This window comes from Tardiphaga sp. 768_D3_N2_1 (genome assembly GCF_052076105.1).
In the GTDB taxonomy this organism is placed as follows: Bacteria; Pseudomonadota; Alphaproteobacteria; order Rhizobiales; family Xanthobacteraceae; genus Tardiphaga.
In genome coordinates this window covers 2,719,900-2,746,433 of sequence record NZ_CP197245.1, presented here as the reverse complement: position 1 = coordinate 2,746,433, position 26,534 = coordinate 2,719,900, and the positions used below count along the sequence as shown (strand labels likewise).

The following is a 26,534-nucleotide window of genomic DNA, read 5'->3' as shown; positions in this document are numbered from 1 at the left end:
TCAGTCGATTTCGACGACGTCGGCGGCCGCGAGCCGATGAGGCGCACGATAGGACAGGCTGCGATCGATCACGGCACGGAGTTTCGGTACCGGCACGCTGTGATGGCCGCGCATCAGGTTTTTGATTTCGAAGCCACCATCCTCGCTGATGGTTTTGAGCGATGCGATGATGTGCGTGACGCCGTCACCTGACGAGAACGGCATCAGCATTCGCTCATAGGCGACAACACGACCGTTGACATCGTCGATCATCGAGACGGTGTAGGTCGGCAGTTCGCGCGCGATACATTCATGATAGGCCGGCAGCACAACAGGACCGAGGATCGGGCCGAGATAGTCGTCGAGATAGCGGCCCTTGCCGGTGGTACCATAGGCGCTCGCCATGCGGGTGCCATTGCTATCGATGATGAGCCGTGGCGGTGCCGTGCTGTGATCGACGATGTAGTCGACGAGATCGGGACGTTCCTCGTCCATCCGGTCCGGGCGATAGTTGGCGATGTCGGGCAGGGCCTGTTGCGGCGCATAGAGCCGCAGCCAGCAGTTCAGCAGATCGCGCTGCCGAATGGACTTCACCACGGACGCGTCGGCGCTCTGGAAGTCCACGGCAACGATCCCCCTGATATTGATCAAGGGGAGTATGAGTACAGCGAGCAAATAATCAATGAACGCGGGAAGTCGCCTCGCAATACAATTAACGAGCGATTTTCAAACCTCCTTGCGGCGCAAACAGGTGGCGCGTTCTGCGCGATAGACCGATCGCAGGCGGACTCTGCTTTCTGCATGCGCAGGGAGCTAACTGCCTACGACTAAGGGCGAAGTCGGTGCGACAGGCGGTCCACCCAATTCTGCCGCATTGCACCTTGCGTTCGCCGTCGCGTTGACGGCATATTCGCGCCACTCGATGTGGCCGCGCGGGGATGACTTCCAGTTTTCCCTGAAATGCGGCTGCGCAAAAAGTTGGCCACTGGCGAAGACACGCGCTGGGAAGGTCGATGGGGGAAATTTGCTTGACCGATGAGTTCATTCTCGAAACCAACGGATTGACCAAGGAATTTGCGGGCTTTTTCGCAGTCCGCGATGTCAGTCTCAAAATTCGCCGCGGTACTATTCACGCATTGATCGGCCCTAACGGCGCCGGCAAGACCACGTGTTTCAATCTGCTGACCAAGTTCATGCAGCCGTCCGCCGGCCAGATTTTCTACAAGGGCAAGGACATCACCGCGACGGCGCCTGCCGACGTGGCGCGCCTTGGCCTTGTACGCTCGTTCCAGATCTCCGCGGTGTTTCCGCATCTGACGGCGCTGGAAAATGTCCGTGTTGCACTGCAGCGTCAGCATGGGTCGTCATTCGACTTCTGGCGCTCCAAGAGTGTTCTGGATCAGTACAATCAACGCGCCGCCGAGCTCCTCGACGACGTCGGCCTCAGCGAATTCGCAAATACGCCCGCCGTGGAAATGCCCTATGGCCGCAAGCGCGCGCTGGAGATCGCCACCACGCTGGCGCTCGACCCCGAGATGATGCTGCTCGATGAACCGATGGCCGGCATGGGCCATGAGGACATCGACAAGATCGCCGCGCTGATCAAGCGCATTTCGGCGAAGTATACCATCCTGATGGTCGAACATAACCTCAGCGTCGTGTCCAACCTGTCGGACATCATTACCGTTCTGACTCGTGGAAGGGTTCTTGCGGAAGGCAGCTACGCCGATCTGACCAAGGACGAGCGCGTCAAGGAAGCTTATCTGGGAGCCGGGCATGGCTGAGATCACAATGGCCGCACCGGCAAAGACTGCAGCGACAGGCAATCCCATTCTCACCGTCGAGAATCTCGAAGCCTGGTACGGCGAGTCGCACATCCTTCACGGTATCAATTTCGATGTGAAGCCGGGCGAAGTCGTCACGCTGCTCGGTCGCAACGGCGCCGGCAAGACCACGACGCTGAAGTCCATCATGGGCATCATCGGCAAGCGCACCGGTTCGGTGAAGTTCGAAGGCAACGAGATCATCAAGACCTCGTCGGACAAGATCGCGAAGCAGGGCATCGCATTCTGTCCGGAAGAACGCGGCATCTTCTCGAGCCTTGACGTGAAAGAGAACCTGATGCTGCCGCCGACGATCCGGCCCGGCGGGTTGTCGCTGGATCAGATCTTCGAGCTGTTTCCAAACTTGAAAGAGCGTCTCAACAGCCAGGGGACAAAGCTCTCCGGCGGTGAGCAGCAGATGCTGGCAATCGGCCGCATCCTGCGTACCGGCGCGCGCTTCCTGATGCTGGACGAGCCGACCGAGGGCCTGGCGCCCGTCATCATCCAGCAGATCGGCCACACCATCGCGCGGTTGAAGTCGGAGGGCTTCACCATCCTGCTGGTCGAACAGAACTTCCGTTTCGCGGCGACAGTGGCGGATCGCTACTACATCGTCGAGCACGGCAAGATCATCGATGGCTTCGCCAATTCCGAGCTCTCGGCGAATATGGACAAGCTGCATACGTATCTCGGCGTCTAATATCGAATAACGGACCGAGCCAACGGTCCGACGATAGACACAACCATCAATACGGGTAGGGAGCACAGAATGAAAAAAGCCGTTTCGACGTCGCTGCTGGGTTTCGCACTGATGATGAGCGCAAGCTCGCTTGCGTTCGCCCAGGACAAGACCGCCAAGATCGGCGTGCTGAACGACCAGTCGGGTCTTTATGCCGACGTGACCGGTGTCGGTTCGACGCTGGCCGCGCAGATGGCCGTTGAGGATTCCGGCCTTGCCGCCAAAGGATGGAAGATCGACGTCGTGGTCGGTGACCACCAGAACAAGCCGGATATCGGCGTCAACATTGCGCGCCAGTGGTTCGACCGCGACAAGGTCGACGTGATCGTCGACGTGCCGACATCCTCCGTCGGTCTCGCCGTCAACAACGTCGTCAAGGAAAAGAACGGCGTCTATCTGAATTCCGGCTCGGGTACGTCCGATCTCTCCAACGCACAGTGTTCGCCCAACACCATCCACTGGGCCTATGACACCTATCAGCTCGCCAATGGCACCGGCTCGGCGATGGTCAAGAGCGGCGGCGATACCTGGTTCTTCCTGACCGCAGATTATGCTTTCGGCACGGCGCTCGAGCGCGACACCACCAACGCCGTGACCGCCATGGGCGGCAAGGTGCTGGGCAGCGTGCGCCCGCCGCTGAATACCGCCGACTTCTCGTCATTCCTGCTGCAGGCTCAGACTTCCAAGGCGAAGGTGATCGGCCTGGCGAATGCCGGCGGCGACACCATCAACTCGATCAAGCAGGCCTCCGAATTCGGTATTATCAAGGGTGGTCAGAAGCTTGCCGGCCTGCTGATGTTCATTTCGGATGTCCATGCCTTGGGCCTGCCGGTTGCGCAGGGGCTGAGCTTCACCGAGACCTTCTACTGGGATCTCAATGACGGCACGCGGTCGTTCTCCAAGCGCTTCCAGGAGCGCATGAAGAACAAGGCGATGCCCACCACCGTTCAGGCCGGTGTCTATTCGTCGCTGATCCATTACTTCAAGACGTTGGATGCGATGGGCGGCAACTCCCATGACGGGTTGAAGATCGTCGACAAGATGAAGGCGACCCCGACCGACGACATCATCTTCGGCAAGGGCACGATCCAGCCGAACGGCCGCAAGCTGCATCCGGCCTATCTGTTCGAGGTGAAGAAGCCCGAGGAGTCGAAGGGGCCCTGGGACTACTACAAGCTCGTGGCGACGATCCCTGCCGATCAGGCCTTCACGCCGCTCGACAAGAGCGCTTGTCCGCTTTTGAAGAAGACCTAATTTAGAAGCCCGTCGTCCAAATCATTGAGAGGAAGTCATGAAAAACAAGATTTCAACCGCACTTCTCGGCACGGCGCTTTCGCTGGCCATGGCGGGCATCGCCATGGCGCAGGACAAGACTGTCAAGATCGGCGCACTCAGCGATCAGTCCGGTCTCTATGCCGATCTCGGCGGCCCGGGCTCGACCCTGGCTGCGCAGATGGCGGCGGAGGACTCCGGTCTGATGGCCAAGGGCTGGAAGATCGACATCATCTCCGGCGATCACCAGAACAAGCCGGACATCGGCTCCAACATCGCGCGGCAGTGGTTCGACGTCGACAAGGTCGACACCATCGTCGACGTGCCGAATTCCGGCGTGGCGCTGGCGGTGAACAACATCGTCAAGGAGAAGAACGGCGTCTACATCAATTCGGGCGCTGCGACGTCGGATCTCACCAATGCACAGTGTTCGCCGAACACCGTGCACTGGACCTACGACACCTACATGCTTGCCCATTCGACCGGGCAGGCGATGGTGAAGGCCGGCGGCGACAGCTGGTTCTTCCTCACGGCCGACTATGCCTTCGGTGCCGCGCTCGAGCGTGATACGACCGAGGTCGTCAAGGCCAGTGGCGGCAAGGTGGTCGGCGGCGTCAAGCATCCGCTCAACACCGCGGACTTCTCCTCCTTCCTGCTGCAGGCGCAGTCGTCGAAGGCCAAGGTCATCGGCCTCGCCAATGCCGGCGGCGACACCACCAACTCGATCAAGCAGGCGGCTGAATTCGGCATCTCCAAGGGCGGTCAGAAGCTCGCGGCATTGCTGCTGTTCATCACGGACGTCAAGGCGATCGGTCTCGAAACCGCGCAGGGCCTCAGCTTCACCGAAACGTTCTATTGGGACCTGAACGACAAGACCCGCGAATTCTCCAAGAAGTTCGCGGCGCGCATGAAGAACGGCGCTCCGCCGTCGATGGTACAGGCGGGCGTATATGCCGGCCTGATCCACTACTTCAAGGCGCTGGAAGCGCTCGGCAGCAATCCGCATGATGGCGCGAAGATCGTTGCCAAGATGAAGGAATTGCCGACCGACGATCCGCTGTTCGGGCAGGGCAAGATCGAAGCCAATGGCCGCAAGATTCACCCGGGCTATCTGTTCGAAGTGAAGAAGCCGTCGGAATCGAAGGCGCCGTGGGATTTCTACAAGCTTGCCGGTACAGTGCCAGCCGATCAGGCCTTTACACCGATCGAGAAGAGCACCTGTGCGCTGCTGAAGAAATAAGATCGTTGGCCCGGCGGTGTCATACTGCCGGGCCAAGACTTTCCTGCGATAAAAGTTGAGAACAACATGTCGATCAATCTACAGGCCCTGTCTGCGCAATTGCTGGTCGGACTCATCAACGGCTCGTTCTATGCGCTGTTAAGTCTCGGCCTCGCCGTGATCTTCGGCATGCTGAACATCATCAATTTCGCCCATGGCGCCGTCTATATGATGGGCGCGTTCGCGGCTTACTTCCTGCTCAATCTGGCTGGCATCGGCTATTGGCCGGCGCTGATCCTGGCGCCGCTGGCGGTCGGCCTATTCGGCATGGTGATGGAACGCACCATGCTGAAATGGATCGCCAATCTCGACCATCTCTACGGCCTTCTGCTGACCTTCGGTCTGGCGCTGATCATCCAGGGCGTGTTCCAGAACTACTTCGGCTCGTCAGGCCTGCCTTACGCCATTCCGGATGCGCTCAAGGGCGGCATGAATCTCGGCTTCATGTTCCTGCCGATCTATCGCGGCTGGGTCGTCATCTTCTCGCTTGTGGTGTGTCTCGCCACCTGGTTCCTGATCGAGCGCACGCGGCTCGGCGCCTATCTGCGTGCGGCGACTGAAAATCCCACGCTGGTTCGCGCCTTCGGCATCAACGTGCCGCTGATGATCACGCTGACCTACGGTCTCGGTGTCGGCCTTGCAGCTCTCGCCGGCGTGCTGTCGGCGCCGATCAACCAGGTTCGCCCGCTGATGGGCGCCGACCTCATCATCGTCGTGTTCGCCGTCGTCGTGATCGGCGGCATGGGGTCGATCATGGGCTCCATCATCACCGGTTTCACCCTCGGCATCATCGAGGGTCTCACCAAGTATTTTTACCCCGAGGCCTCCAACACCGTCGTTTTCGTGCTGATGGTGCTGGTGCTCCTCGTGAAACCATCCGGACTGACGGGACGGGCTGCCTGATATGACAACGATCACCGAAAATTCGATTCCCGCCCCGCGTCGCACCGTGAAAGACGAGATGGTCGCCTTCGCGATCATGACCGCACTGTTGCTGGTCGTGCCGCTGACCGGCGTTTACCCGTTCTTCGTGATGCAGGCGCTGTGCTTTGCGTTGCTTGCCTGCGCCTTCAATCTCCTGATCGGTTATGGCGGTCTGCTGTCCTTCGGCCACGCGATGTTCCTGGGCACCGCCGGCTACTGCACCGCCCATGCGCTGAAAGTGTGGGGGGTGACGCCCGAGCTCGGCATCGTCATCGGTGTCGTCGCGGCCGCGGCGCTCAGCGTTGTTACGGGTCTGATCGCCATCCGTCGCCAGGGCATCTACTTCGCGATGATCACGCTGGCGCTGTCGCAGCTGCTGTTCTTTGTCTATCTGCAGACGCCGTTCACCCATGGTGAAGACGGCATCCAGGGCATTCCGCAGGGCATCCTGTTCGGCCTGTTCAACCTGTCGAAGCCGATCACGCTGTATTACGTGATCCTGGCCGGCTTCCTGCTCGGCTTCCTGATCATCTATCGCGCCATCAACTCGCCGTTCGGCGAGGTGCTGAAGGCAATCCGCGAGAACGAGCCGCGCGCGGTATCGCTCGGCTACAAGACCGACCAGTACAAGTTGCTGGCCTATATCCTGTCGGGCACGCTGGCGGGCTTCGCCGGCGCCCTGAAAGTGTTTGTGGCGCAGAACGCCTCGCTCACCGACGTGCACTGGACGATGTCCGGTGAAATCGTGCTGATCACGCTGGTCGGCGGTCTCGGCACGCTGTTCGGGCCGGTGGTCGGCGCCTTCGTGATCATCGCCATGCAGCAATATCTCGCCGGTTTCGGCCAGTGGGTGACGGTGATCCAGGGCGTGATCTTCGTGGTCTGCGTGCTGACCTTCCGCCGCGGCGTCATTGGCGAAATCGCGCATTACTTCAAGCGGTCGCTGTAGTTCGTTGGCGTCCCACTTCTCCGATCCGGAGGCGGTGGCCCGCTATGCGGAAGGCCCGGTGCGGCAAGTGCCGGGCTTCCTCGGCCTGCAGCGGATGGCGGGTATTCTCCTCGCGGAACGAACGCCGGACGATGGCCATGTGCTCGTGCTTGGCGCGGGCGGCGGGCTGGAGCTGAAGGCATTCGCCGAGACGCAGCCCGGATGGCGCTTTTGCGGCGTCGATCCGTCGGCCGAGATGCTCGGATTGGCGGGACGCACGCTGGGTCCGCTCGCATCGCGCGTCGACCTCCACGAAGGTTATATCGACAGCGCGCCTGAGGGGCCATTCGATGCGGCGACGTGCATCCTGACCCTGCATTTCATTCCGGAGGAGGAACGTCGTCGCACGCTGGCCGAGGTGCACCGGCGGCTCGAACCCGGCGCTCCCTTCGTCGTCGCCCACCACAGCTTTCCGCAGCACGGCGGGGAGAAAGCCAGATGGCTGTCCCGTTACGCAGCTTTTGCGGCGGCATCCGGCGTACCGGCCGCCAATGCGGAGAATGCGATCTCGGCGATCGGCGAACGCTTGCCGCTGCTGTCGCCGGAACAGGACGAAGCCTTGCTGCGGGATGCGGGCTTCGTCGACGTCGCCCTGTTCTATGCGGGGTTCACGTTCAGGGGCTGGATCGCCTACAAGGCGTAGCGCCGTCAACGGGTTGGGTCGACTTTCCGTCGCGGCGTTATTGGCGAATCGCGCATTACTTCAAGCGCTCGCTCTAAATCCAGGCACTGCCTCAAGAAAAGCAGGACGTCATAAACTGGTGGATGATCGCGCCTAAAAGGTGCGCGATTGCCTGCCTTGGCCGGAAATGCTTTATGACGCCCGTGTGACACAGGGCCTTTGCCGTGGCCCCGCGAGACCATGTCCGCCTCTGGCGGTCCGGTCGCCGCGTTTTCCTGACAGTTGGATGTGATGATGCTGCGCTGGTTCCGCTCCTTTCTGCCACGGGAGGAGAGGTTTTTCGACCTGTTCGCTCGCCATTCCGTGACGGTGGTCGAGGGGGCCAAGGCGCTGTCAGGGATGCTGGAAGGCGGCGACGAGACGCCGGTCTACTGCCAGCGCGTCAACCAGTTCGAGAACGACGCTGACGCCATCACCCGCGAGGTGCTGACCGCCGTCCGCCGCACCTTCATCACGCCCTTCGACCGCGTCGACATCAAGAACCTCATCACGGCGATGGATGATTCCATCGATCAGATGCAGCAGACCGCGAAAGCTGTGATGCTGTTCGAGGTGCGCCAGTTCGAGCCGCCGATGCGCGAGATCGGCACGCTGCTGGTGGAGTGCGCCAATCTTGTCGGTCGCGCCGTACCGCTGATGAGCGCCATCGGCGACAATGTCGGTCTGCTCACCGCGATCACGGAAGAGGTCGGCAAGCTCGAGGGCCGCGTCGACGATCTGCACGACATCGGTCTCAAGGAACTCTACCTCAAGCATCGCGACGCCAACACCATGGACTTCGTGGTCGGCGCCGAGATCTACAAGCATCTTGAAAAGGTGGCCGACCGCTTTGACGACGTCGCGAACGAGATCAACAGCATCGTCATCGAACAAGTATAAGGCAGGGCCATCAGGTGGACGCCACGCTCGCCTTTCCGGTGCTGATCGGCCTCATCGCCATCGCACTGCTGTTCGACTTTCTCAACGGCTTGCATGACGCCGCCAACTCGATCGCGACGATCGTCTCGACGCGCGTGCTGCGGCCGCAATATGCGGTGTTCTGGGCGGCATTCTTCAACTTCATCGCCTTCCTGGTGTTCGGCCTGCATGTGGCGAACACCATCGGCACCGGGATCATCGAGCCCAGCGTCATCGATCCCGCGGTGATCTTTGCGGCTCTGATGGGCGCCATCGTCTGGAACGTGATCACTTGGGGCCTCGGCATTCCCTCGAGCTCGTCGCATGCGTTGATCGGCGGCTTGCTCGGGGCAGGTGTCGCCAAGGCGGGGATCTCTGCGGCGCTTTGGACCGGACTGTCCAAGGCGCTGCTGGCCATCGTGCTGTCGCCGCTGGTGGGTTTCCTGCTGGCGCTAGTGCTGGTGGCCATCGTGTCATGGGCCTCGGTGCGCTCGACCCCCTTCGCCGTGGACCGCGCCTTCCGCATCCTGCAATTCGTTTCGGCCTCGCTCTATTCGCTCGGCCATGGCGGCAATGATGCGCAGAAGACCATGGGCATCATCGCGGTGCTGCTGTATTCGCAAGGCCATCTCGGCACGGAATTCTCGGTGCCGTTCTGGGTCGTGCTGTCATGTCAGGCGGCGATGGCGCTGGGCACGCTGATGGGCGGGTGGCGCATCGTCCGCACCATGGGGCTTCGGATCACCAAACTCACGCCGATGCAGGGCTTCTGCGCCGAAACCGGCGGCGCGGCGACGCTATTCGCAGCGACATTTCTGGGCGTGCCAGTCTCCACGACCCACACCATCACCGGCGCGATCGTCGGCGTCGGTGCGGCGCGTCGTGTCTCAGCGGTGCGGTGGAACGTGGCGAGTTCGATCGTCTATGCCTGGGTGATCACGATCCCGGCCGCGGCGGTGGTTGCCGCCGCGACGTACTGGATCGTGAAGCTGCTGCATCTGAGCTTCATCTGACGCAGGTCACGAGACCAGCTTCAGCCCGGCAATGCCCGCCACGATCAGCCCTATGCAGGTGATCCGCGCGACAGTGGCGGGGTCGCCGAACAAGTACATGCCCAGCGCTGCGGTGCCGACCGCGCCGATGCCGGTCCACACCGCATAGGCGGTTCCCATCGGCAGTTCCTTGAGGGCGAGGGCGAGCATGCCGACGGACGCGGTCATGCTGATGAGGGTCAGGACGGAGGGGACGAGGCGGGTGAAGCCTTCGGTATATTTCAACCCGACAGCCCAGCCGACTTCGAGCAAACCCGCGACGAACAGCAATAACCAAGCCATGGAACGGCCTCCTGATGAAAGTACAGGGCCGTCCCTGCTCGTGATGATGATTTGGAGGTCGTCCTCGCAGGGGGTATATGGAGGCGGCGCAGCCGGATCGCAACGCGGCCGATGGTCGCCATAATCAGGCGAATCCCGCCCGAATCCCTCGCAAATCCCTTGATTGCGCCCGTTTTCCCTGCCACAGGCACGTTTATGTCCGACATCGCCCTTTCTGCCGACTCGCCCGTGCAATCGCCGCTTGCCGCCGAGGTCGCCCGCCGCCGCACCTTCGCGATCATCTCGCATCCTGACGCCGGCAAGACCACGCTGACCGAAAAGTTGCTGCTGTTCGGCGGCGCCATCAATCTCGCCGGTCAGGTCAAGGCCAAGGGCGAGCGCCGCAACACGCGCTCGGACTGGATGAAGATCGAGCGCGACCGTGGTATCTCCGTCGTCACCTCGGTGATGACCTTCGAATTCCAGGGCCATGTCTTCAACCTGCTGGACACGCCGGGCCACGAGGACTTCTCGGAAGACACCTACAGAACGCTCACCGCGGTCGACAGCGCCATCATGGTGATCGACGCCGCCAAAGGCATCGAGGCGCGCACGCTGAAACTGATCGAGGTCTGCCGTCTGCGCGATATCCCGATCATCACCTTCGTCAACAAGATGGACCGCGAGAGCCGCGACATGTTCGATCTCCTCGATGAGATCGAGAAGACGCTGGCGCTCGACACCGTGCCGATCAACTGGCCCGTCGGCCGCGGCCGCGATTTCGTTGGCACCTATGACATCGAAACGGGTGGCATCCGCCTGCTCGAAGGCGGCGGCGCGAAGACCGGTGCGGCGGAGCAGATCACCATCGCAGAACTCGCCGGTCGCAATCCCAATCTCGACGCGGATGAAATCGCCGGCGAACTCGAACTGGTGAAGGAAGCCGGCAAGCCATTCGACCTGCAGTCCTTTCGCGAAGGCCACATGACGCCGGTCTATTTCGGTTCGGCGCTGCGCAATTTCGGCGTCGGCGATCTGCTCGAAGGCCTCGGCCGTTTCGCGCCGTCGCCGCGCGCGCAGGAGAGCAATCTGCGAAAGGTCGAGGCCGAGGAGCCGCGCATGTCGGCCTTCGTGTTCAAGATCCAGGCGAACATGGATCCGAACCACCGCGACCGCATTGCGTTTGCGCGGCTGTGTTCCGGCAAGCTCACGCGCGGCATGAAGGCCAAGCTGGTGCGCACCGGCAAGAACATGTCGCTGTCGTCGCCGCAATTCTTCTTCGCCCAGGACCGTGCGATTGCGGACGAAGCATTCGCCGGCGACGTGGTCGGCATTCCCAATCACGGCACGCTACGCATCGGCGATACGCTCACCGATGGCGAGGACATCACCTTCATCGGCGTTCCTTCGTTTGCGCCGGAAATCGTGCGTCGCGTGCGCCTCGGCGATGCGATGAAGGCGAAGAAGCTCAAAGAAGCTTTGCAGCAGATGTCGGAAGAGGGCGTCGTGCAGGTGTTCCGCCCGCGCGACGGCGCGCCGGCTCTGGTCGGTGTCGTCGGCCCGCTGCAGCTCGACGTGCTCAAGGCGCGGTTAGATGCGGAATATCAGTTGCCGGTCAGCTTCGAAGTCTCGGAATTCTCGCTGGCGCGCTGGATTTCGTCCGAGGACAAGAAGAAGCTCGACACCTTCATGTCGAACAACAATTCCGGCGTCGCCGACGACGTCGATGGCGATCCGGTGTTCCTGGCGAAGAACGACTTCTATCTGAACTACACGAAGGAACGCGCCGAGGGAATCGTGTTCTCTGATATCAAGGATGTGAAGAAGCAGGGGTGAGACCACCGCGAATTTCGCGGGCAATATCCTCTGCCCACGTCGTTGCCGGACCAAGCGCGAAGCGCAGCTTCGCCAGCTAACCCGGCAACCCATCTTCCCTTGCGAACCAAGCGCCCGACGAGGCGTTTTGTGGCGACCCGGTTCCCGATCGCCTCGCATTTGAGGCATTTCCGGTCAAGTTTGATAGTGTTCTTTGGCTACGAGGCACTGGTGCCGGGTCGTGCATCACGACGGCCTTGGCCTATTGGAAAGTTTGAGCGAGATGGATGGGGTCATCGTCAAGACTACGCTCCAACTGATCACGCCCGGAATATTGTTCGTCTTCGGGCTTGCCTTTATCTGCGCGTGGCTCATCGAGAAAAAGCGCAACTACCTGCTGTTGCTGGCTGGCGCGTGCGTCCTGTTTGCCCTCGGCGCGATGTCGCAGATTTTGAGCTGGCCTCCCGGCGCAGGGCCCAATGCGATCGTATCGGGCGCGCTCTACACGTCGGCGGTTATCGCCGCCGTGGAGGGCATTCTGGTGCGTTCGGGAAAGGGGCTCGGTCCGGTCATCGACCTGGCAATCCTTGCCGGCTTCGTCCTTCTGCTCGCCTATTTCTTCTATGCCGATCGCAGTGTCATCGCCCGAGTCTACGTTCAGAATTTCGGCTACGGCCTGCTGATGTTGATCGCAGCGTCGCGGCTCACTGCCTTGGCGCGCGGTCCGTATGTCGATCGAGTCTTGTTCTGGGTGCTGTTGCTGTTCGGGTTGCATTTTTTTCCGCGAACACTGCTCACGGTCGGATTTTCCGCACCGATCGACAGAACCGCGTTCGGCAATTCGATATTTTGGCAAGCACTCCAGCTTTCGCTCGCCGTGCTCGGTGTCGGCCTGGCGCTGGCCATCCTCGCTGCGGCGGTGTCCGACATGATCGACGATCTCCGTCGCGAACGCGATCTCGATCTATTGACCGGCATCCTCAACCGGCGCGGCTTTCAAGAACGGGTATCCGCCCATCTGCGCAAATACGGACCGAGCCGTACTGCGCTTGCCTTGTGCGACATCGACAACTTCAAGAGTATCAACGACACCCTCGGTCATGACGCCGGGGACGATGTCCTCGGAGAGGTGGGGCGCATGCTGCGCAACGCGTCGCGCAAACGCGATATTGTCGGGCGGCTGGGCGGCGAGGAATTTGCAGTGTTCCTTCCTGACACTGACGAACAGGAAGCGGTTGATTATGCCGAACGGTTGAGGATCGCGATCGAGCAGAACAGCTTTGCCGTCCTGGGGGGAGCGAGGCAGGTCACTGCGAGCTTCGGCGTGGGCGCGCTGCGGCCGGGGGATAGCTGGCCGAGCCTGTACAAACGGGTCGATGGGCGACTTTACGAAGCGAAGCGGACCGGCCGCAACCGCACGATTTCCCATGCGCTATCGAGCGCCTCTGCCGACGCGCCTGTCGCCGGATCCGCGCTCCAAGAGCTGCAGAGCCAGGACGGCGCCAGCCTCTGAGGTCGAGTTCCGTTCTGCAAAGATGGGGGGGCATCCAGCTTTGCGTCAGACGATTCAGTTGCGATGTCTATTGCCGGCTTACTCTGCGCTTTCTGCTCTACGAGGTGCCGAGCGCCTCCACAATCCTTTTGATATTCCCCAGTCCCAGCTCCGCCTCCTCATCGATCCGTGCAATCATTTCCGGCGTCGGTGGCTTTGGCCGCGCGGGGTTACGCACAGTACGCGTGAACTTCGTCCCACCATCGACGACGGCGCAGACATATTGCACCACGATGGGGCCGGTGACGCTCATATGTGTCAGGCCGATCCAGAGCCGAGGACGCTCGCAGGCGATCACCAGCCAGTCCAGGGCCACCGGGCCTGATCGCGTCGACCAGTGTTCGTGAAACGTGTCGCCGAAGCGCATCGGGCGATCCTCGCACTCGATGTCGTGCGAGGAGGGCAGCCATTGCGGCCATGATTTCGGATTGGTGACGTAGTCGAACACGGCTTCGGGCGCAGCCGCGATCACGATGGAATGGCTGCGCTCGAACGGATGGGGCGATACGGTCGTGGTCATCCGGCATTTCCCTTGTCGTATACGTATTCCATGCGATGCGACCGCTATGTCGGCAACGACTCGCCGGTCTGCTCGTGCACGATATAGTCGGCATACCAGTCCGGCCAGTTCTCGTCATGCTGGCCACCGCTGCGTTTTTCATGCTCGCCATGGGCGACGGCCGCTCGCCGCAATGCCGCTGCGAGGTCAGCAGAGGAGTTGAAAGTCGTGGCACTGGCATCGATGCGCCCCGGCAGTCGCGCGGTGATCTCCTGAAACAGCCAGCCGTTGCCGTCCGGGTCGCTGAATGACGCGAAGGAGCGATAGCTGGCGCGCGCGGGATCCGGGCCATTCACCCGAAGCCGCCCGAACAAATAAGGCTCGTCCGGCCCGACATTGACATCTCCGGCGTGGAAGGCGTCGCTCACCTTGACGCCGCGGGCGAGCAGGTCCGCACGGGCGGCCTCGATGTCGGAGACGATTAGATACAGGCCCTGCGCCGAACCAGGCGGTGCGGCGGTGACGTTCTTGCCGAAGATGACCGAGCAATCCGACCCAGGGGGCGTGAATTGAATCACGCGATAGTCGTCGCCGGCCACGAAGTCGGCATCGAGCCTCCAGCCAAGGCTTGCGTAAAAACTCTTGGCCGTGTCGACATTCGACACGGGAATGACGACGATTTCGAGCTTCATGGTGACGGAAGTATCACGATGCACCTGGGGACTGCTCATGTCGGTCTCCTGAGGTTGGGGTGTGATGACGACGACGTGTGGTGCCGGGCTGCGCGCCGGCGCAATAATGTCTGCAATCGGTCGTTCGGCCGGTGTTCCGCTTGCTGGTCTGCTCGTGCAGTTGTGACCCATCCCGATCTTGATGGTGCCACACGCCTGTATCATTTCAGGTGAGGGCGCATTTGCAAGGGTGTCCGAATGATACGGAACCTCACGTTGCTGTTGATCGCCGGCCTACTGGCGACATTCGCCGGGCAGGCGGAGGCGCGCCGGCTGCGCGCCGGCGATGCAGTGCCGTTTTCGCACAGGCCGTGCAGCGTACTCGATGGCGAGCCGTGCACGCCCTCCACCTGCAGCGTGTTCGATCACGGGCCGTGCATTCCCGAGATCGATTATCCGATCGGCCAGAATCTGCAGGTCACGGTGCTGAGCGTGCCGCCGGGTGATCAGCAGGCTCTCTACCGCCGGCCCGATCATGATCTCGATACGATCGGCGACCTGTTTGCAGCCTTGCGGTCGTGCTGGTCGCCGCCCGCGACGGACGTTGCGCGTGAGGGCATGCAGATGTCGGTGATGTTCTCGTTCAACACGGCGGGCAGGCCGATCGCGCCGCCGCGCGTAACTTTCGCAAGCAAGGATGCGCCGCAAGACACGCGCAGCACCTATCTCAAGGCCATCAACGGTTCGCTCGATAGCTGCCTGCCGCTGAAGCTGACCAAGGGCCTCGGCGGCGCGGTCGCCGGGCGGCCGATCATGATCCGCTATGTCGATAACCGGGAGTTGGAGAAGCAGTCCGGGAAGTAGCGTGCGCCGTGAACCACTGCGCCACCCGCCGCGACGAAGGGGAAACCACCCCGGAGGCGGCGATGTTTGGACGCAGGTTTGTATTGATTGCGACGATTGTTGGCGTTGTCGGCGCGCTCATCGGTGGCAGCGCCTTGCTGCTCTGGCCTGAAGCCGACAACTGGACCGAGGAAGCCAAAGCCTGCGTCGGCGACAAGTATGTCGGGTTCTGGGAGGACAACGGCAAGTATTCGTTCAAGATGGATTTCGAGAACAACTGCGCTCGCAAGATCGCCTGCGGCATCGACGTCACGGTAACCAGCGCCAAGGGCTCGGTGAAGGACCACGGCACGGTGATCATCCCGGCACGTGGCCAAACGCCCAGCGAGGCGAGCTACAGCATTCCGACCTCGTCGTCGTCCGGCATGGCGCAAACCGCGCGAAACTGCCGGTTCGTGTGAGCCGCCTTCTAACCTCTCCCCGCATTGCGAGGAGAGGTGAGACCTCAATCGATCCTGATCTTCGCCGCCTTGATCACCTCGGCCCACAGCGCCTTCTCGTCGGCCATGCGCTTGCGGAGCTGATCGGGCGTGGTCGGCGAGGGCGTGATGAGCTGCAGCTTCAGCTTCTCGATCACCGCGGGCTCGCTTAGCGTCTGCACGACTTCCGCATTGATCTTCGCCACCACGTCTCCAGGCAATCCGCCGGGGCCGACCAGCGCATTCCAGGCGTCGGACTGCACGTCGATGCCGCTCTCGGTCAGCGTCGGCACATCCGGCAGGAACGGCGAACGCTTCGCGGTGGTGACGGCGAGAATCTTCACGGCGCCGGTGGCGAGCTGCGGCGTCACGCCGATGGCGGGGAGGCACGCGACCTGCACATCGCCGCGGATCAGCGCGGTGGTCGCGGCAGGCGACGACGGATAGGGGATGTGCACCATATTGGCGCCGGCCTTCTGCGCGATCGCTTCCATGCAGAGCTGCGACAGCGTGCCAACGCCGATCGAGCCGTAGCCGAGGCCCTTCGGATCGGCCTTCGCCTTGGCGAGAAATTCCGCGACCGTATTGACGCCGAGGCTGGTCGGCACTGCGAGCACGCTCGGAAGCTGCGTCAGCAGCGTGATCGGCGCGATGTCGGTGTCCGGATTGTAGGGCAGTTTCGCAAACAGCAGCGTGTTGATCGCGAGCGGGCCGCCGAGCGAGATGCCGATGGTCGAACCGTCGGGCGTGGATTTGGCGATGGCATCGGTGCCGATATTGCCGGAGGCCCCGGGCTTATTCTCCACCACGAAATTGGTGCCGGGATGCCGCGCCTGCAGACTGTCGGCGAGCACGCGGCCGACAATGTCCGGGCTCGCGCCGGCGCCGAACGGCACGATAATGCGCACGAGTTTCGGTGGCCAGACGGGCGCCTGGGCCTGTGCCGCGAAAGGCAGTGCGACGAACAGCAGCGCTGCAAGTGCAAGGCGAAAGCGGGCAGGTGTCGTGTCGTTTCGCAGCATTGCGTGCGTCCCCTGAAAAGTGATACCCGGAAACCATCTGACCGGCGCCAAAGGCGGCTAAAATCCGCTGGCCGGGCGGGACCATAGTGGGAATTTCAGGGCGGGCAACCCATCCGGCACGCAACCGCCCGGGCGAGAGGACTGAACATCATGGGACTGATCGTGATGATCCTCGGCCTCGTGCTGTTTCTCGGCATTCATTTGTTCATCACCAGGCGCGAGGCGCGCGCGGAGCTGATCGACCGCCTTGGCGAGAGCGTCTACAAGCTCGGCTTTGCGCTGATCTCCGCTGTCGGCCTCGCGTTGATCATCTGGGGTTTTGCGCAATATCGCGCGACCGGCTGGATCGATGTCTGGACGCCGCCGCTGGCGATGAAGCACATCACCGTCGCCCTGATGCTGCCGGCGGTGATCATGGTCGCCGCGTCCTATATCCGCGGCCGCATTTACACCACGTTGAAACATCCGATGCTCGCCGGCATCAAGCTGTGGGCCGCCGCGCATCTGCTTGCCAATGGCGATCTCGGCTCGATCATCCTGTTCGGATCGTTCCTGGCCTGGGCGGTGATCGATCGCATTTCACTGAAGCACCGCGCCGATGCTGGCGGTCCGCCGATTCCGGTGGGCGGTCCGATGAATGACGCAATCGCGGTCGCGGTTGGCATCGTCGCCTATATCGCGTTGGGTTTTGCTTTCCATCCGGTGGTGATCGGCGTTCCCGTGTTCGGAGCTTAAGTTCATGTCAGTTCAGTCAGCCATCAGGCGCAAGACCGCACCGGATATTCTCGCGCGCAAGAACGGCGAGCCGATCGTGATGCTCACCTCGTATCATGCGCACACAGCCTCGCTGGTCGATCGCTATTGCGACGTGATCCTGGTCGGCGACTCGCTCGGCAATGTGATGCATGGCTTCGAGACCACGATCCCCGTGACGCTCGACATGATGATTCTGCAGGGACACGCGGTGATGCGCGGCTCGAAGCAGTCACTGGTTGTGGTCGACATGCCATTCGGCTCCTATGAAGCGTCGAAGGAACAGGCATTTCATTCCGCGGCGCGCATCCTGAAAGAGACCCATTGCGGCGCTGTGAAGCTAGAAGGCGGGGCCCGCATGGCCGAGACGATTGCGTTCCTCACCGAGCGCAGCATCCCGGTGATGGCGCATATCGGTCTGACGCCGCAGTCGATTGCCGCGCTCGGCTCGTTCCGTTCGCAAGGCAAGGAAGAGGCCGAAGCAATTGCGCGCGGTGAGAATGTGCCGGGGCCGATCCAGAACGATGCGATTGCCGTGGCGCAGGCTGGCGCGTTCTCGGTGGTGATCGAAGCGGTGGCCGAGCCGCTGGCGCGAAAAATCACCGAGACGATTCCGATCCCGACCATCGGCATCGGCGCCAGCCCGGCCTGCGACGGTCAGGTGCTGGTGCTCGAGGACATGCTCGGCCTGTCGGCGCGGGTGCCGAAATTCGTCAAGCGCTATGGCAATCTCGGACCCATGATCGAGGCGGCCATTGAGGGCTATGCAACTGATGTGCGTTCGCGCGCGTTTCCGGGGCCGGAACATGTCTATGGCGGCAAGCCGAAGGGCTGACGCAGGTTGACGCAAGAGGCCGCAAGATTTCCGCAGGAATTTTACGGTTCGGCCGGGGTTGAAAGAGCAGGGGCAATGCGAAGGATATTGATGATGAAGGCCTTGAAATTTCTGAGCTTTCTCGCCGTTTTGGCGCTGCTTCCAGCGGTTTCGCACGCCGACCCGGCCAAAAAGGAGCGCAAGCCCCATTATCGCGTCGAAGAGCCGCGTCCGGTCTACAACCCGCTCAACGACACCCGTGGCAATGCGGCGCTGGGCGGCAACAATGCCAACTCGGCCTTCGGCGATAACAGCGCCGGGGCCAATGCCAATGGCCGCACCAGCGGCGGCGCTGGCGGCATGAACTAGGCAGCGAATCTCACCACGTGTAATGCAGACCCAGGTCTCCCCTGACGCCGTCGCGCCTGCCGCCGTCAGTGCCGCTCATTGCAAACTGGTAGCCGCCTTGGGCATAGAGGCTCACACCCGGGAGAAGCTTCGCGCTCAAGCCGCTGGCGAACTCAAGCCGCGTCGCCTGCGCGAACAAGGGCACCGGGTCGGCACCGAAGGTCGTCGTTGCGCTGGCGCCCCAGTCGCGCCAGACATTGACAAGCACGTAAGGCTGCCACACCCGCGCGGAAGGATCAGTGAAGGTCCACTTGCCGCGCATGCCAAGCCGCCCGGTGGCGCCGGACGTCGTGCCGAGCCCGACCGGACCCAAGCCATCATTGGCATCGCGGAAGGAAACCCGCTGCCAGATGATCTGGCCTTCGGGCTCCAGCACGAAGCCCGGCCCGAGCCACGGTAGCGAGATCGGATAGCCTGCCTCCAGCGAGGAGGTAAACCCGGTGCCACTGATCGGCAGGTTGGCAAATTGTGTCACGCCGTTGCCACTGTAGAACGAGCCCTGCAGCACCGCGTCGATGTACCAGCCGGTGGGACCATAGTGGGTCCAGTATCCTCCCAGCGAATAGGCATTGAGGTTCAGCGAACCGGTGTGCTGCAGGACATAGGCGGTTGCCGCCGGATTGGTGACCAGACCGTCCACGCTGGCGTTGCCGTTGCCGTAGGCGAAGTAAAGACCGGCAGCGTCGCTGTGGCCCGGGATCAGGCTGCCGCGCCAGAGATCGGCGCCACTCTGGATGCCGGCTACCTGGCCGCTGGCGCGCGGGTCGGCGAAGGCCTGATACCGGTTGTTGATCTGCTGACCGAACAACCGCCCCCACACGGGCGGTCGGCAGTTGTCGTTCGGGCACGTGGCCTCCGCCGCCGTATCGCCGCGGCGCTCATGCAGGGTGCCGAGCGTGGTCAGCCCCATCTGTCGGGCGATCGGCTGCACCACGCCGTAGGTCGCGAGTTCGGGCCCGATGATCGGCCAGACGCCGGGCGGCAACGGCTCTGGCGGCGGAGCGGGACCAATCGGCTCCTCCGGCCCCGGCCCATTAACGAAGGTGGAGCGCAGGAACCAATCATTTGCGACACTGGGGTCGGGCAAGTTCACGGGGCTGCCGCGGAACAGGCGATAGTCGTAGGCGCCGCCACGCACCTCGCCAGCGAGAGCGAAGGCATCGACCGTCGTGGTGCCGCCATTAATCGCCTGCACCACGAGGATGCCCTTGCCGGTGGTCTCTGCACCGGGGCCGCCCACATTGGTGATGCTCATGAATGACGGATCGGCATTGCCGCCGTTGATCACCAGTTTGTCCGAGGGTGAGCCGTCCGTACCGAGATAGGTGTTGAGATGGAGCGTGCCGCCGCGGCCGATATAATTGCCGGCGACAGTCAGCGTAGTGCCCGGAGGCGTTACGCCTGGAATTCCGAGTTGCACCATACCCGCGTTCTCAAGGCCGTTGTTGAGTGTCTGGTTGAAACCGCGCAGGGCGAGCGTGCCGCCACTCTGTACAACGGTATGTGATGCCGCGCTGAACACATCAGCCGCGCCTGCCGCAAGCGTGCCGCCGCTGATCGTCGTCTGACCGATGTAGGTCTTGCTCGCTGCGAAGATGGTCGTGCCGGCAAGCACGTCAACCGAGCCGGGACCGGTGATGCCGGGTGCGAACACATAGTCGGTTGCCGTGTGGTTGAAGACGATGAGGCCGGTACCAGCGCCGAATCCGACGGACGTCGTGCTCAGCGTTCCCGGCGCAGCCGCCGGCGCGCCGGCGGTTGCGCCAATATTGAGCGTGCCCCGACTTCCGGCTTGCGCAGCCACGGTGATGGGGGGAGCGGTGACCGTTGCGCCGTCCGCGATCGTGAGCGTGCCCGCTCCGAAGTAGCCGACATAAATGCCGCCGGCGTTCCAGGTGGAGCCGGGGCCTCTTACCGTCACCGTACCGGAGCCGGATGAGCCGTTCGCAACAAATGCGTTCCCGCTGTTGGTGACACTCGCGCCGTTCTCGATCGTAAGCGTGCCCGCTCCTTGAGTGCCGACACGCATACCCCCCATTGTCCAGGCGGAGCCGGCGCCGTTCACCGTCACCGCGCCCGAGCCGGATGTGCCGCTCCCGATATCACCGAAGTTGGTGGTGACGGTTGCGCCGTCCTTGATTGTGAGTGTGCCTTTTCCCGCGCTGCCGATTATCATGCTAGCGCTGCCGGTGTTCCAGGCGGAGCCGGGCCCGCTTACTGTCGCAGTGCCCACGCCGGATACGGCGTTCCCAATGATTCCGCCCGAACTGCTGGTGACGGTTGCGCCGTTCTCTATTGTGAACGTGCCCGTTCCGGAGTTGCCGACAATAAGAGCACTGACGGAAGCGTTCCAGGCGGAGCCGGGGCCGCTTACGGTCACAGTGCCCACGCCGGATGCCGAGTCGCCAATAGTGTTTCCAACACCATCGAAGAGGAAGCCGCTGGTGACCGTCGCGCCGTTCTGGATGGTGAGAACGCCTGTGCTCGTATAACCTACGCTCAGCCCCCCAGTAGTGTTGTTGTCGATGGGCGCAGTTGCCGGTGAGTTGCCAAATTGCACTTGGTCAATTCTGCAGCCGCCGGTCTGTCCCGCGCAGGTCGACACCTGCGCCTGCGCCGCACCTGCCGCGAACAGCGCCGGTATTGCAACGAGCATGGAGGAAATCGCCTGGCTCCGCACCCGAGCAATGATGAGACTTGGACATTGCTGTTCCCCCCTGGTGCCGATGAGCGACCGGAGCACTGCCGCCGCTAATGTTAATGGCGCGGCTCTAAGGCGATAAGGCGCGTCTTTGCCAAAGTCGGCTAACCGCGCAGTGAATACTGACATTACGGCACGTTGTGCTGCGACGGCGACCGGCGTCGGCGAAGACTTGAGAGAGGTCGATCGGATGAAGACTGTCTTCGTTTTTTCAAAGATGCGTTGCGATATTTGCTTCCCATCGATCTCTCCCGATATCTGAGCACAGCTACTTTCTTTTTCGTCCTTTCGAGATGCATTGATCATCACAATCGGCTCCGGCGCCGGTTGCCACCTCCGCAGTCAAAGGGACGGCGAAACAAATAGTGGATTGGGTCGACGCAAATGCCCTAACCGGAACCCCACCGGATCGTTCTGGATCGCGGTGCGCCAAAAACCTTGCCAACCAAGTATGAAAGCGACGGTGCCTGTAAAAATTGCCCCATGTGTGACGTGCAACCGGAGCGTTTATGTTTCTCGCCGTCTGTTGTCATCGCGCTACACAATGAGCAGCAACACTGACCTGTTGCGCAATTCTCAAAGTCTTGCGTTGGTGGGGTCTTCATCGCCGGTCGAGTGTGGGCAGCGGCGGAGGGCTGGCGACAGCTGTCTTCAGCCGGGTCTCGAAATTAAGCATTTCGGGATAACGCTTTGATCGCGTTGGCTTTGCCTTGCCAGCGCCATAACGCTAGGGTATCGCCGCCGCCATGCCGGGGCGTATATGCCCGGCGCCGCTCGGGGTGAGCGCGGCCCATCGGGGACAGGATACCTTTAAGTGTCTGAATTATTTAATGAAGTCGACGAAGACCTGCGTCGCGAGCAGCTCAGGAAGATCTGGGATAAGTACTCGCTCCTGATCATCGCGGTTGCGATTCTGATCGTGGTCGGCGTCGGCGGCTACCGGGGCTATATGTATCTCGAGGCCAAGAAGGCCGCTGTGGCCGGTGCGGCGTTCGACCGTGCGGTCGAGCTTGCCGAGCAAAACAAGCATGCCGAGGCGGAAGCTGCCTTCACCAAACTCGCTGCCGAGGCGCCGTCCGGCTACCGCACGCTGGCCCGTCTGCGCGCCGCTGCTGAGGCCGCCGCCCGCGACCCGCTGGCCGCCGTGAAGCTCTATGACGACATTATCGCCGACCGCACCGTTCCAGCACCCGAGCAGGATCTCGCGCGTATCCGTGCTGGCAGCCTGTTGCTGGAAACCACGCCCTATGAGGCGATGCTGACCCGCCTGGAGCCGGCGACGACCAATACCAGCACCTATCGTCATTCGGCGCGTGAACTGCTGGCGCTGTCGGCATGGAAGGCCAACAACGCCGTGGCGACGCGGCAGTGGCTGGACATGATGTCCAACGATGCGGAGACGCCGGCGAGCCTGCGTACCCGTGCCGAAGCGTTGCAGGCGCTGTTGCCGCCCGCCGCGAAAAGCTGAGCAAGACAAGAGCTGAATTAAAGCTGACCTGAAGCCGATCGTTCAGATCACGAGTTGAGTGAGAAGTCGTCCATGCGCCCGATGCAACGCCTCGTTTCCGCTGCCGTCCTGATCGCGCTGTCATCAGCGCTGTCGGGCTGCGGCAGCATGACCGGCTGGGACCCGTCCGATCTGCTGGACTTCCTCGACACCAAGAAGAAGCTGCCCGGTGACCGCAAGCCGGTGTTCCCTGACGGCGTCCCCGGCCTCGAGCAGGGCGTGCCGCGCGATCTCTACAAGGGCAATGTCGAGCAGCAGCAACAGACCCCGCCGCCGCCGGTCGCTGCAGCACCGCCGCCCGCTGAATCCAAGGGGCGGAAATCGAAGAACCGCGCAGCCGCCGCTCCGAGCGCAGCTCCCGCCGATCCCGATGCCGCACCGGTCGAGGAAGGCAGCACCGCTGCTGCGCCACCTCCGCCGCAAGGCAAGAAGCTCGCTCGCCGCCGCAGCACCACCGCGCCGCCGCCGGACGAGCCGGCAGCAGCCGCGCCGGCCCAGCAGGCCACCACGCCATTCCCGGCACCAGTGCCGTCGGGTAGTTTCTCGCGCTAGAAACCGCGTTCTGATTCAATCGCACCGCGGTTTCTAGCTTCTAGTTTTGACGCGTTTTCTGCACGCGAACCGGCAGCCACTTCGCTGGAAAACGCTGTTGTATCGCGTGTCCTCTCATTGACAGGCTGTCCGTAAAGGGCGCACGGATCACCTATGTCCTTTACGATTGCCATTATCGGCCGGCCAAATGTCGGGAAGTCCACGCTGTTCAACCGTCTGGTCGGGCAGAAGCTTGCGCTTGTCGATGACACCCCCGGCGTCACCCGCGACCGCCGCGAGGGCGAGGGCAAGCTCGGCGATCTCGAATTCACGCTGGTCGACACCGCCGGTCTCGACGAAGGTCCGAAGGGCTCGCTCACCGCGCGCATGCAGGAACAGACCGAGACGGCAATCGCGCTTGCCGACGCGCTGTTCTTCGTCATCGATGCGCGCATGGGCCTGACGCCGAACGACCGCGCCTTTGCGGATTTCGCGCGCCGCGCGAACAAGCCCGTGTTGCTGCTCGCCAACAAGAGTGAAGGCAAGCACGGCGAGCTTGGCGCAATGGAATCCTACGCGCTCGGTCTCGGCGATCCCATCCAGATCTCAGCCGAACACGGCGAGGGTATGGGCGAGCTCTATGACGCGCTGCGCGTGCTGATGCCGGAGCCGGAAGACGAGCCCGAGCAGTTCGACGATGACGACATCATTATTCCCGAGGACGAGATCGAGACGCGGCCGATCCGCGTCGCCATCGTCGGCCGTCCTAATGCCGGCAAGTCGACGACCATCAACTATCTGCTCGGCGAAGAGCGCCTGCTGACCTCGCCGGAGGCCGGCACCACACGCGACAGCATTTCGGTCGAGGTCAACTACAAGGGCCGCGACTTCCGCATCTTTGATACCGCCGGCCTGCGCCGCCGCTCGCGCATCGAGGAAAAGCTGGAGAAGCTGTCCGTTGCCGACACGCTGCGCGCCGTGCGTTTCGCCGAAGTCGTCGTGCTGATGATGGACTCGCAGAACAAGTTCGAGGAGCAGGATCTGCGCATCGCCGACCTGATCGAGCGCGAAGGCCGCGCGCTGGTGATCGCGGTTAACAAATGGGATCTCGTCGAGAAGCAGGGCGGCATGATCGGTCAGTTGCGCACCGATGCCGATCATTGGCTGCCGCAGGTGCGGGGCGTGCCGATCGTCGCGATCTCCGGCCTGATGGGCGAGGGCGTCGAACGCCTCATGAAGGCGATCGAGGATGCTTACGCTGTCTGGAATCGCCGCATTCCGACGGCAGGTCTCAATCGCTGGTTCGAGGATGCCATCGGCAACAATCCGCCGCCGGCCGTGTCCGGTCGCCGGCTGAAGCTGAACTACGTCACCCAGAACAAGGCGCGTCCGCCGAGCTTCGTGGTGTTCTGCTCGCGTGCCGACGCCGTGCCGACGAGCTATCTGCGCTATCTCACCAATACGCTGCGCGAGGCCTTCGACCTGCCGGGCACGCCGATCCGCATCACGCTGCGCGAGAAGGCCAATCCGTTCGCGCACAAGCGTAAACGGCCGAACTGATCGGCCAGCGAGAGACGCTGGATCGCGGTGCACGCGACCCAGCATTTTTATTTTATGTCCTAGCGCTCACCGCTGAGCCCGAACGGATTGGCGTGCCTCTGTGCAGGCGGACGCGCTGATTTGCGCCATGGCACCAGCATCGATACCCGATCGCGGTAGCGGCGATAATCGTCGCCGAACAGGTCGACCAGATCGCGTTCTTCCAGAGAGATCCCGACAAAGATGTAGGCGGTCGTGACGGCTGCGAACAGCAGATGCCCGACCGTCATCATTGGCGTCGCCCAGAAGGCGATGATGAAGCCGAGATAGATCGGGTGGCGCACAAACTTGTAGTAGAGCGGCGTGCGAAATACCGGCGCAGATGGCTTCTGGTCAGACAGATTCTGCACCACCTGCTGCACCCCGAACAACTCGAAATGGTTGATCAGGAAGGTGCTGGTGAAGACGAGGACCCATCCGATCAGGGAAAGCCCTGTCATGGCCATGGCCAGTTGTGGATTGTTGATCTGCCAGACGAGCGCCGGCATCGGCCGCCACTGCCAGAACAGCAGCAGAAGGCTCAGGCTCGCGAACAGCACGTAGGTGCTGCGCTCGACCGAAGCCGGGACATATTGCGTCCACCACTGCTTGAATGACTTCCGCGCCATGACGCTGTGCTGGATTGCAAACAGTGACATCAGCGCGAGATTGACGAGCACGGATTCCAGCCACGGAACCTGCGTTCCCGCGTTGATGTCTTTTGGTACCATCATTCCGTCGACGAAACCGATGGCGTAAAGGATCGTGATGAAGAAGATCGCGTAGGACGCGAGCCCGTAGAGGAGTGCAACGAGGCGGGTCATGGAACTATCCTTTGCTGGTTGTCTTGTCGCGTTGAAACAGACGTTTCCTCAGCCGGTCCCTTCGGGAGGACCCGCGCGCGCTTCGGGTTGCCTGGCGCGCGGCTGCTTGGGCATGGCGGATGCCTCGACCACGCGCACATTCGGCCGCATCGTCGGCGCTAGCGGAATGGCATCGGGCTGCAGCCGACAACGCGCGGGGTGATCACGGCGGAATTGTGCCGCGTCATGATCGGGCAGGCTGCCAGAGCAGGCACTCAGGGCGCAGACGGCAACGAGGACGCCAGCCGTAAGTATCCGAATGCGGAAGCTCACCATTTGTCGGATCGCACGCATGATGGTTCCCCGGCGAAGCGTATTGGTCTGCGCGCAATGGCTGTCGATAGCGATCGAGCTATCTGCGGCACGGTGGAGCGGGTCCGGTTGGGGCGGCGATACTTGACCCGACTCAAGGGCGGTACCGACGTCTTGCACATCGCGCTGCATATGTTTGCGGCTGAAGAAGCGGTGTGGGTCGGTTCGAAGCGGACTCTTGAGGAAATCGGCTACAGCGGCGCGCGATAATCCCGCTTTTGATAGCGAGCTGTCGTCGATGCATGTCAGTCGCGCGATGGCGCGCCGCATCAACAGTGCTGCAATCAAAC

27 protein-coding genes are annotated in these 26,534 nt (G+C 62.2%); 20 read left to right on the top strand and 7 right to left on the bottom strand.

Going from position 1 to position 26,534, the window contains the following annotated elements; translation table 11 throughout:
- Nucleotides 1-603, bottom strand: coding sequence for a hypothetical protein (locus AB8A27_RS12715; protein WP_441242216.1), 603 nt, complete (start codon nt 601-603; stop codon nt 1-3).
- A 404-nt stretch (nt 604-1,007) separates the two neighbouring features.
- On the opposite strand from AB8A27_RS12715, the gene AB8A27_RS12710 reads away from it, so the two are divergent.
- The 9 genes from AB8A27_RS12710 (at nt 1,008) to AB8A27_RS12670 (ending at nt 9,596) form a co-directional block, all read left to right on the top strand.
- A complete protein-coding gene (locus AB8A27_RS12710; RefSeq protein ID WP_092144112.1) occupies nt 1,008-1,763 on the top strand; it encodes an ABC transporter ATP-binding protein in 756 nt (251 codons plus the stop codon).
- Complete coding sequence (locus AB8A27_RS12705; protein WP_441242215.1) at nt 1,756-2,502, top strand: ABC transporter ATP-binding protein; 747 nt, start codon at nt 1,756-1,758, stop codon at nt 2,500-2,502. The genes AB8A27_RS12710 and AB8A27_RS12705 overlap by 8 nt, the downstream gene beginning before the upstream one ends.
- A gap of 69 nt (nt 2,503-2,571) precedes the next feature.
- Nucleotides 2,572-3,795: an ABC transporter substrate-binding protein gene (locus AB8A27_RS12700; protein WP_441242214.1), complete on the top strand. Its 1,224-nt coding sequence runs from the start codon at nt 2,572-2,574 to the stop codon at nt 3,793-3,795.
- 37 nt (nt 3,796-3,832) lie between these two features.
- A complete protein-coding gene (locus tag AB8A27_RS12695; protein ID WP_441242213.1) occupies nt 3,833-5,053 on the top strand; it encodes an ABC transporter substrate-binding protein in 1,221 nt (406 codons plus the stop codon).
- 66 nt (nt 5,054-5,119) lie between these two features.
- Complete coding sequence (locus AB8A27_RS12690) at nt 5,120-5,995, top strand: branched-chain amino acid ABC transporter permease (protein ID WP_092144104.1); 876 nt, start codon at nt 5,120-5,122, stop codon at nt 5,993-5,995.
- Nucleotide 5,996: 1 nt separating this feature from the next.
- Nucleotides 5,997-6,965, top strand: coding sequence for a branched-chain amino acid ABC transporter permease (locus AB8A27_RS12685; RefSeq protein WP_441242212.1), 969 nt, complete (start codon nt 5,997-5,999; stop codon nt 6,963-6,965).
- Between the two features lie 4 nt (nt 6,966-6,969).
- The gene (locus AB8A27_RS12680) at nt 6,970-7,647 is read left to right on the top strand and encodes a class I SAM-dependent methyltransferase (RefSeq protein ID WP_441242211.1); all 678 of its coding nucleotides are present in this window, start codon (nt 6,970-6,972) and stop codon (nt 7,645-7,647) included.
- A gap of 273 nt (nt 7,648-7,920) precedes the next feature.
- Nucleotides 7,921-8,565, top strand: a complete 645-nt coding sequence (locus AB8A27_RS12675) for a DUF47 domain-containing protein (RefSeq protein ID WP_441242210.1) — start codon at nt 7,921-7,923, stop codon at nt 8,563-8,565.
- Between the two features lie 14 nt (nt 8,566-8,579).
- The gene (locus tag AB8A27_RS12670; RefSeq protein ID WP_092144100.1) at nt 8,580-9,596 is read left to right on the top strand and encodes an inorganic phosphate transporter; all 1,017 of its coding nucleotides are present in this window, start codon (nt 8,580-8,582) and stop codon (nt 9,594-9,596) included.
- 6 nt (nt 9,597-9,602) lie between these two features.
- On the opposite strand, the gene sugE is transcribed toward AB8A27_RS12670, so the two are convergent.
- On the bottom strand, nt 9,603-9,917 hold the full coding sequence (sugE, locus tag AB8A27_RS12665) for a quaternary ammonium compound efflux SMR transporter SugE (RefSeq protein WP_093758260.1): 315 nt from the start codon (nt 9,915-9,917) through the stop codon (nt 9,603-9,605).
- A 195-nt stretch (nt 9,918-10,112) separates the two neighbouring features.
- On the opposite strand from sugE, the gene AB8A27_RS12660 reads away from it, so the two are divergent.
- Both AB8A27_RS12660 and AB8A27_RS12655 read left to right on the top strand, forming a co-directional pair.
- Complete coding sequence (locus AB8A27_RS12660; RefSeq protein WP_441242209.1) at nt 10,113-11,732, top strand: peptide chain release factor 3; 1,620 nt, start codon at nt 10,113-10,115, stop codon at nt 11,730-11,732.
- Nucleotides 11,733-11,994: 262 nt separating this feature from the next.
- Nucleotides 11,995-13,224 (top strand): GGDEF domain-containing protein, encoded by a 1,230-nt coding sequence (locus AB8A27_RS12655; RefSeq protein WP_441242208.1) that lies wholly within the window; start codon nt 11,995-11,997, stop codon nt 13,222-13,224.
- A 97-nt stretch (nt 13,225-13,321) separates the two neighbouring features.
- Here AB8A27_RS12655 and AB8A27_RS12650 read toward each other — a convergent pair whose 3' ends face one another.
- Nucleotides 13,322-13,783, bottom strand: a complete 462-nt coding sequence (locus AB8A27_RS12650) for an SRPBCC family protein (RefSeq protein ID WP_441242207.1) — start codon at nt 13,781-13,783, stop codon at nt 13,322-13,324.
- Between the two features lie 44 nt (nt 13,784-13,827).
- Nucleotides 13,828-14,493, bottom strand: coding sequence for a VOC family protein (locus tag AB8A27_RS12645; RefSeq protein WP_441242206.1), 666 nt, complete (start codon nt 14,491-14,493; stop codon nt 13,828-13,830).
- Nucleotides 14,494-14,691: 198 nt separating this feature from the next.
- Here AB8A27_RS12645 and AB8A27_RS12640 point away from each other — a divergent pair, with 198 nt between their 5' ends.
- On the top strand, nt 14,692-15,297 hold the full coding sequence (locus tag AB8A27_RS12640; protein WP_441242205.1) for a hypothetical protein: 606 nt from the start codon (nt 14,692-14,694) through the stop codon (nt 15,295-15,297).
- Nucleotides 15,298-15,359: 62 nt separating this feature from the next.
- A complete protein-coding gene (locus AB8A27_RS12635; protein ID WP_441242204.1) occupies nt 15,360-15,737 on the top strand; it encodes a hypothetical protein in 378 nt (125 codons plus the stop codon).
- Between the two features lie 44 nt (nt 15,738-15,781).
- Here AB8A27_RS12635 and AB8A27_RS12630 read toward each other — a convergent pair whose 3' ends face one another.
- Nucleotides 15,782-16,777, bottom strand: a complete 996-nt coding sequence (locus tag AB8A27_RS12630) for a Bug family tripartite tricarboxylate transporter substrate binding protein (RefSeq protein ID WP_441242203.1) — start codon at nt 16,775-16,777, stop codon at nt 15,782-15,784.
- Nucleotides 16,778-16,927: 150 nt separating this feature from the next.
- Between AB8A27_RS12630 and AB8A27_RS12625 the strand changes: the two genes are divergently transcribed.
- The 3 genes from AB8A27_RS12625 to AB8A27_RS12615 all read left to right on the top strand — a co-directional run bounded on the left by AB8A27_RS12625 (nt 16,928) and on the right by AB8A27_RS12615 (nt 18,713).
- On the top strand, nt 16,928-17,512 hold the full coding sequence (locus AB8A27_RS12625; RefSeq protein WP_441242202.1) for an NnrU family protein: 585 nt from the start codon (nt 16,928-16,930) through the stop codon (nt 17,510-17,512).
- Between the two features lie 4 nt (nt 17,513-17,516).
- On the top strand, nt 17,517-18,365 hold the full coding sequence (gene panB, locus AB8A27_RS12620) for a 3-methyl-2-oxobutanoate hydroxymethyltransferase (protein WP_092144064.1): 849 nt from the start codon (nt 17,517-17,519) through the stop codon (nt 18,363-18,365).
- A gap of 90 nt (nt 18,366-18,455) precedes the next feature.
- Nucleotides 18,456-18,713, top strand: a complete 258-nt coding sequence (locus tag AB8A27_RS12615; protein WP_441242201.1) for a hypothetical protein — start codon at nt 18,456-18,458, stop codon at nt 18,711-18,713.
- A gap of 10 nt (nt 18,714-18,723) precedes the next feature.
- Here the strand turns inward: AB8A27_RS12615 and AB8A27_RS12610 are convergent, their stop codons facing one another.
- A complete protein-coding gene (locus AB8A27_RS12610; RefSeq protein ID WP_441242200.1) occupies nt 18,724-21,759 on the bottom strand; it encodes an autotransporter family protein in 3,036 nt (1,011 codons plus the stop codon).
- 508 nt (nt 21,760-22,267) lie between these two features.
- Between AB8A27_RS12610 and AB8A27_RS12605 the strand changes: the two genes are divergently transcribed.
- The 3 genes from AB8A27_RS12605 to der all read left to right on the top strand — a co-directional run bounded on the left by AB8A27_RS12605 (nt 22,268) and on the right by der (nt 25,051).
- Nucleotides 22,268-22,921, top strand: coding sequence for a tetratricopeptide repeat protein (locus tag AB8A27_RS12605; protein ID WP_441242199.1), 654 nt, complete (start codon nt 22,268-22,270; stop codon nt 22,919-22,921).
- Between the two features lie 72 nt (nt 22,922-22,993).
- Nucleotides 22,994-23,512, top strand: coding sequence for a hypothetical protein (locus AB8A27_RS12600; RefSeq protein ID WP_441242198.1), 519 nt, complete (start codon nt 22,994-22,996; stop codon nt 23,510-23,512).
- A 153-nt stretch (nt 23,513-23,665) separates the two neighbouring features.
- Entirely contained in the window at nt 23,666-25,051 is a 1,386-nt protein-coding gene (gene der / locus AB8A27_RS12595) for a ribosome biogenesis GTPase Der (RefSeq protein WP_441242197.1), read from the top strand.
- 59 nt (nt 25,052-25,110) lie between these two features.
- Here the strand turns inward: der and mddA are convergent, their stop codons facing one another.
- Nucleotides 25,111-25,893, bottom strand: coding sequence for a methanethiol S-methyltransferase (gene mddA / locus AB8A27_RS12590; RefSeq protein WP_441242196.1), 783 nt, complete (start codon nt 25,891-25,893; stop codon nt 25,111-25,113).
- Between the two features lie 225 nt (nt 25,894-26,118).
- Between mddA and AB8A27_RS12585 the strand changes: the two genes are divergently transcribed.
- Nucleotides 26,119-26,454, top strand: coding sequence for a hypothetical protein (locus tag AB8A27_RS12585; protein WP_441242195.1), 336 nt, complete (start codon nt 26,119-26,121; stop codon nt 26,452-26,454).
- Nucleotides 26,455-26,534 lie beyond the last annotated feature (80 nt).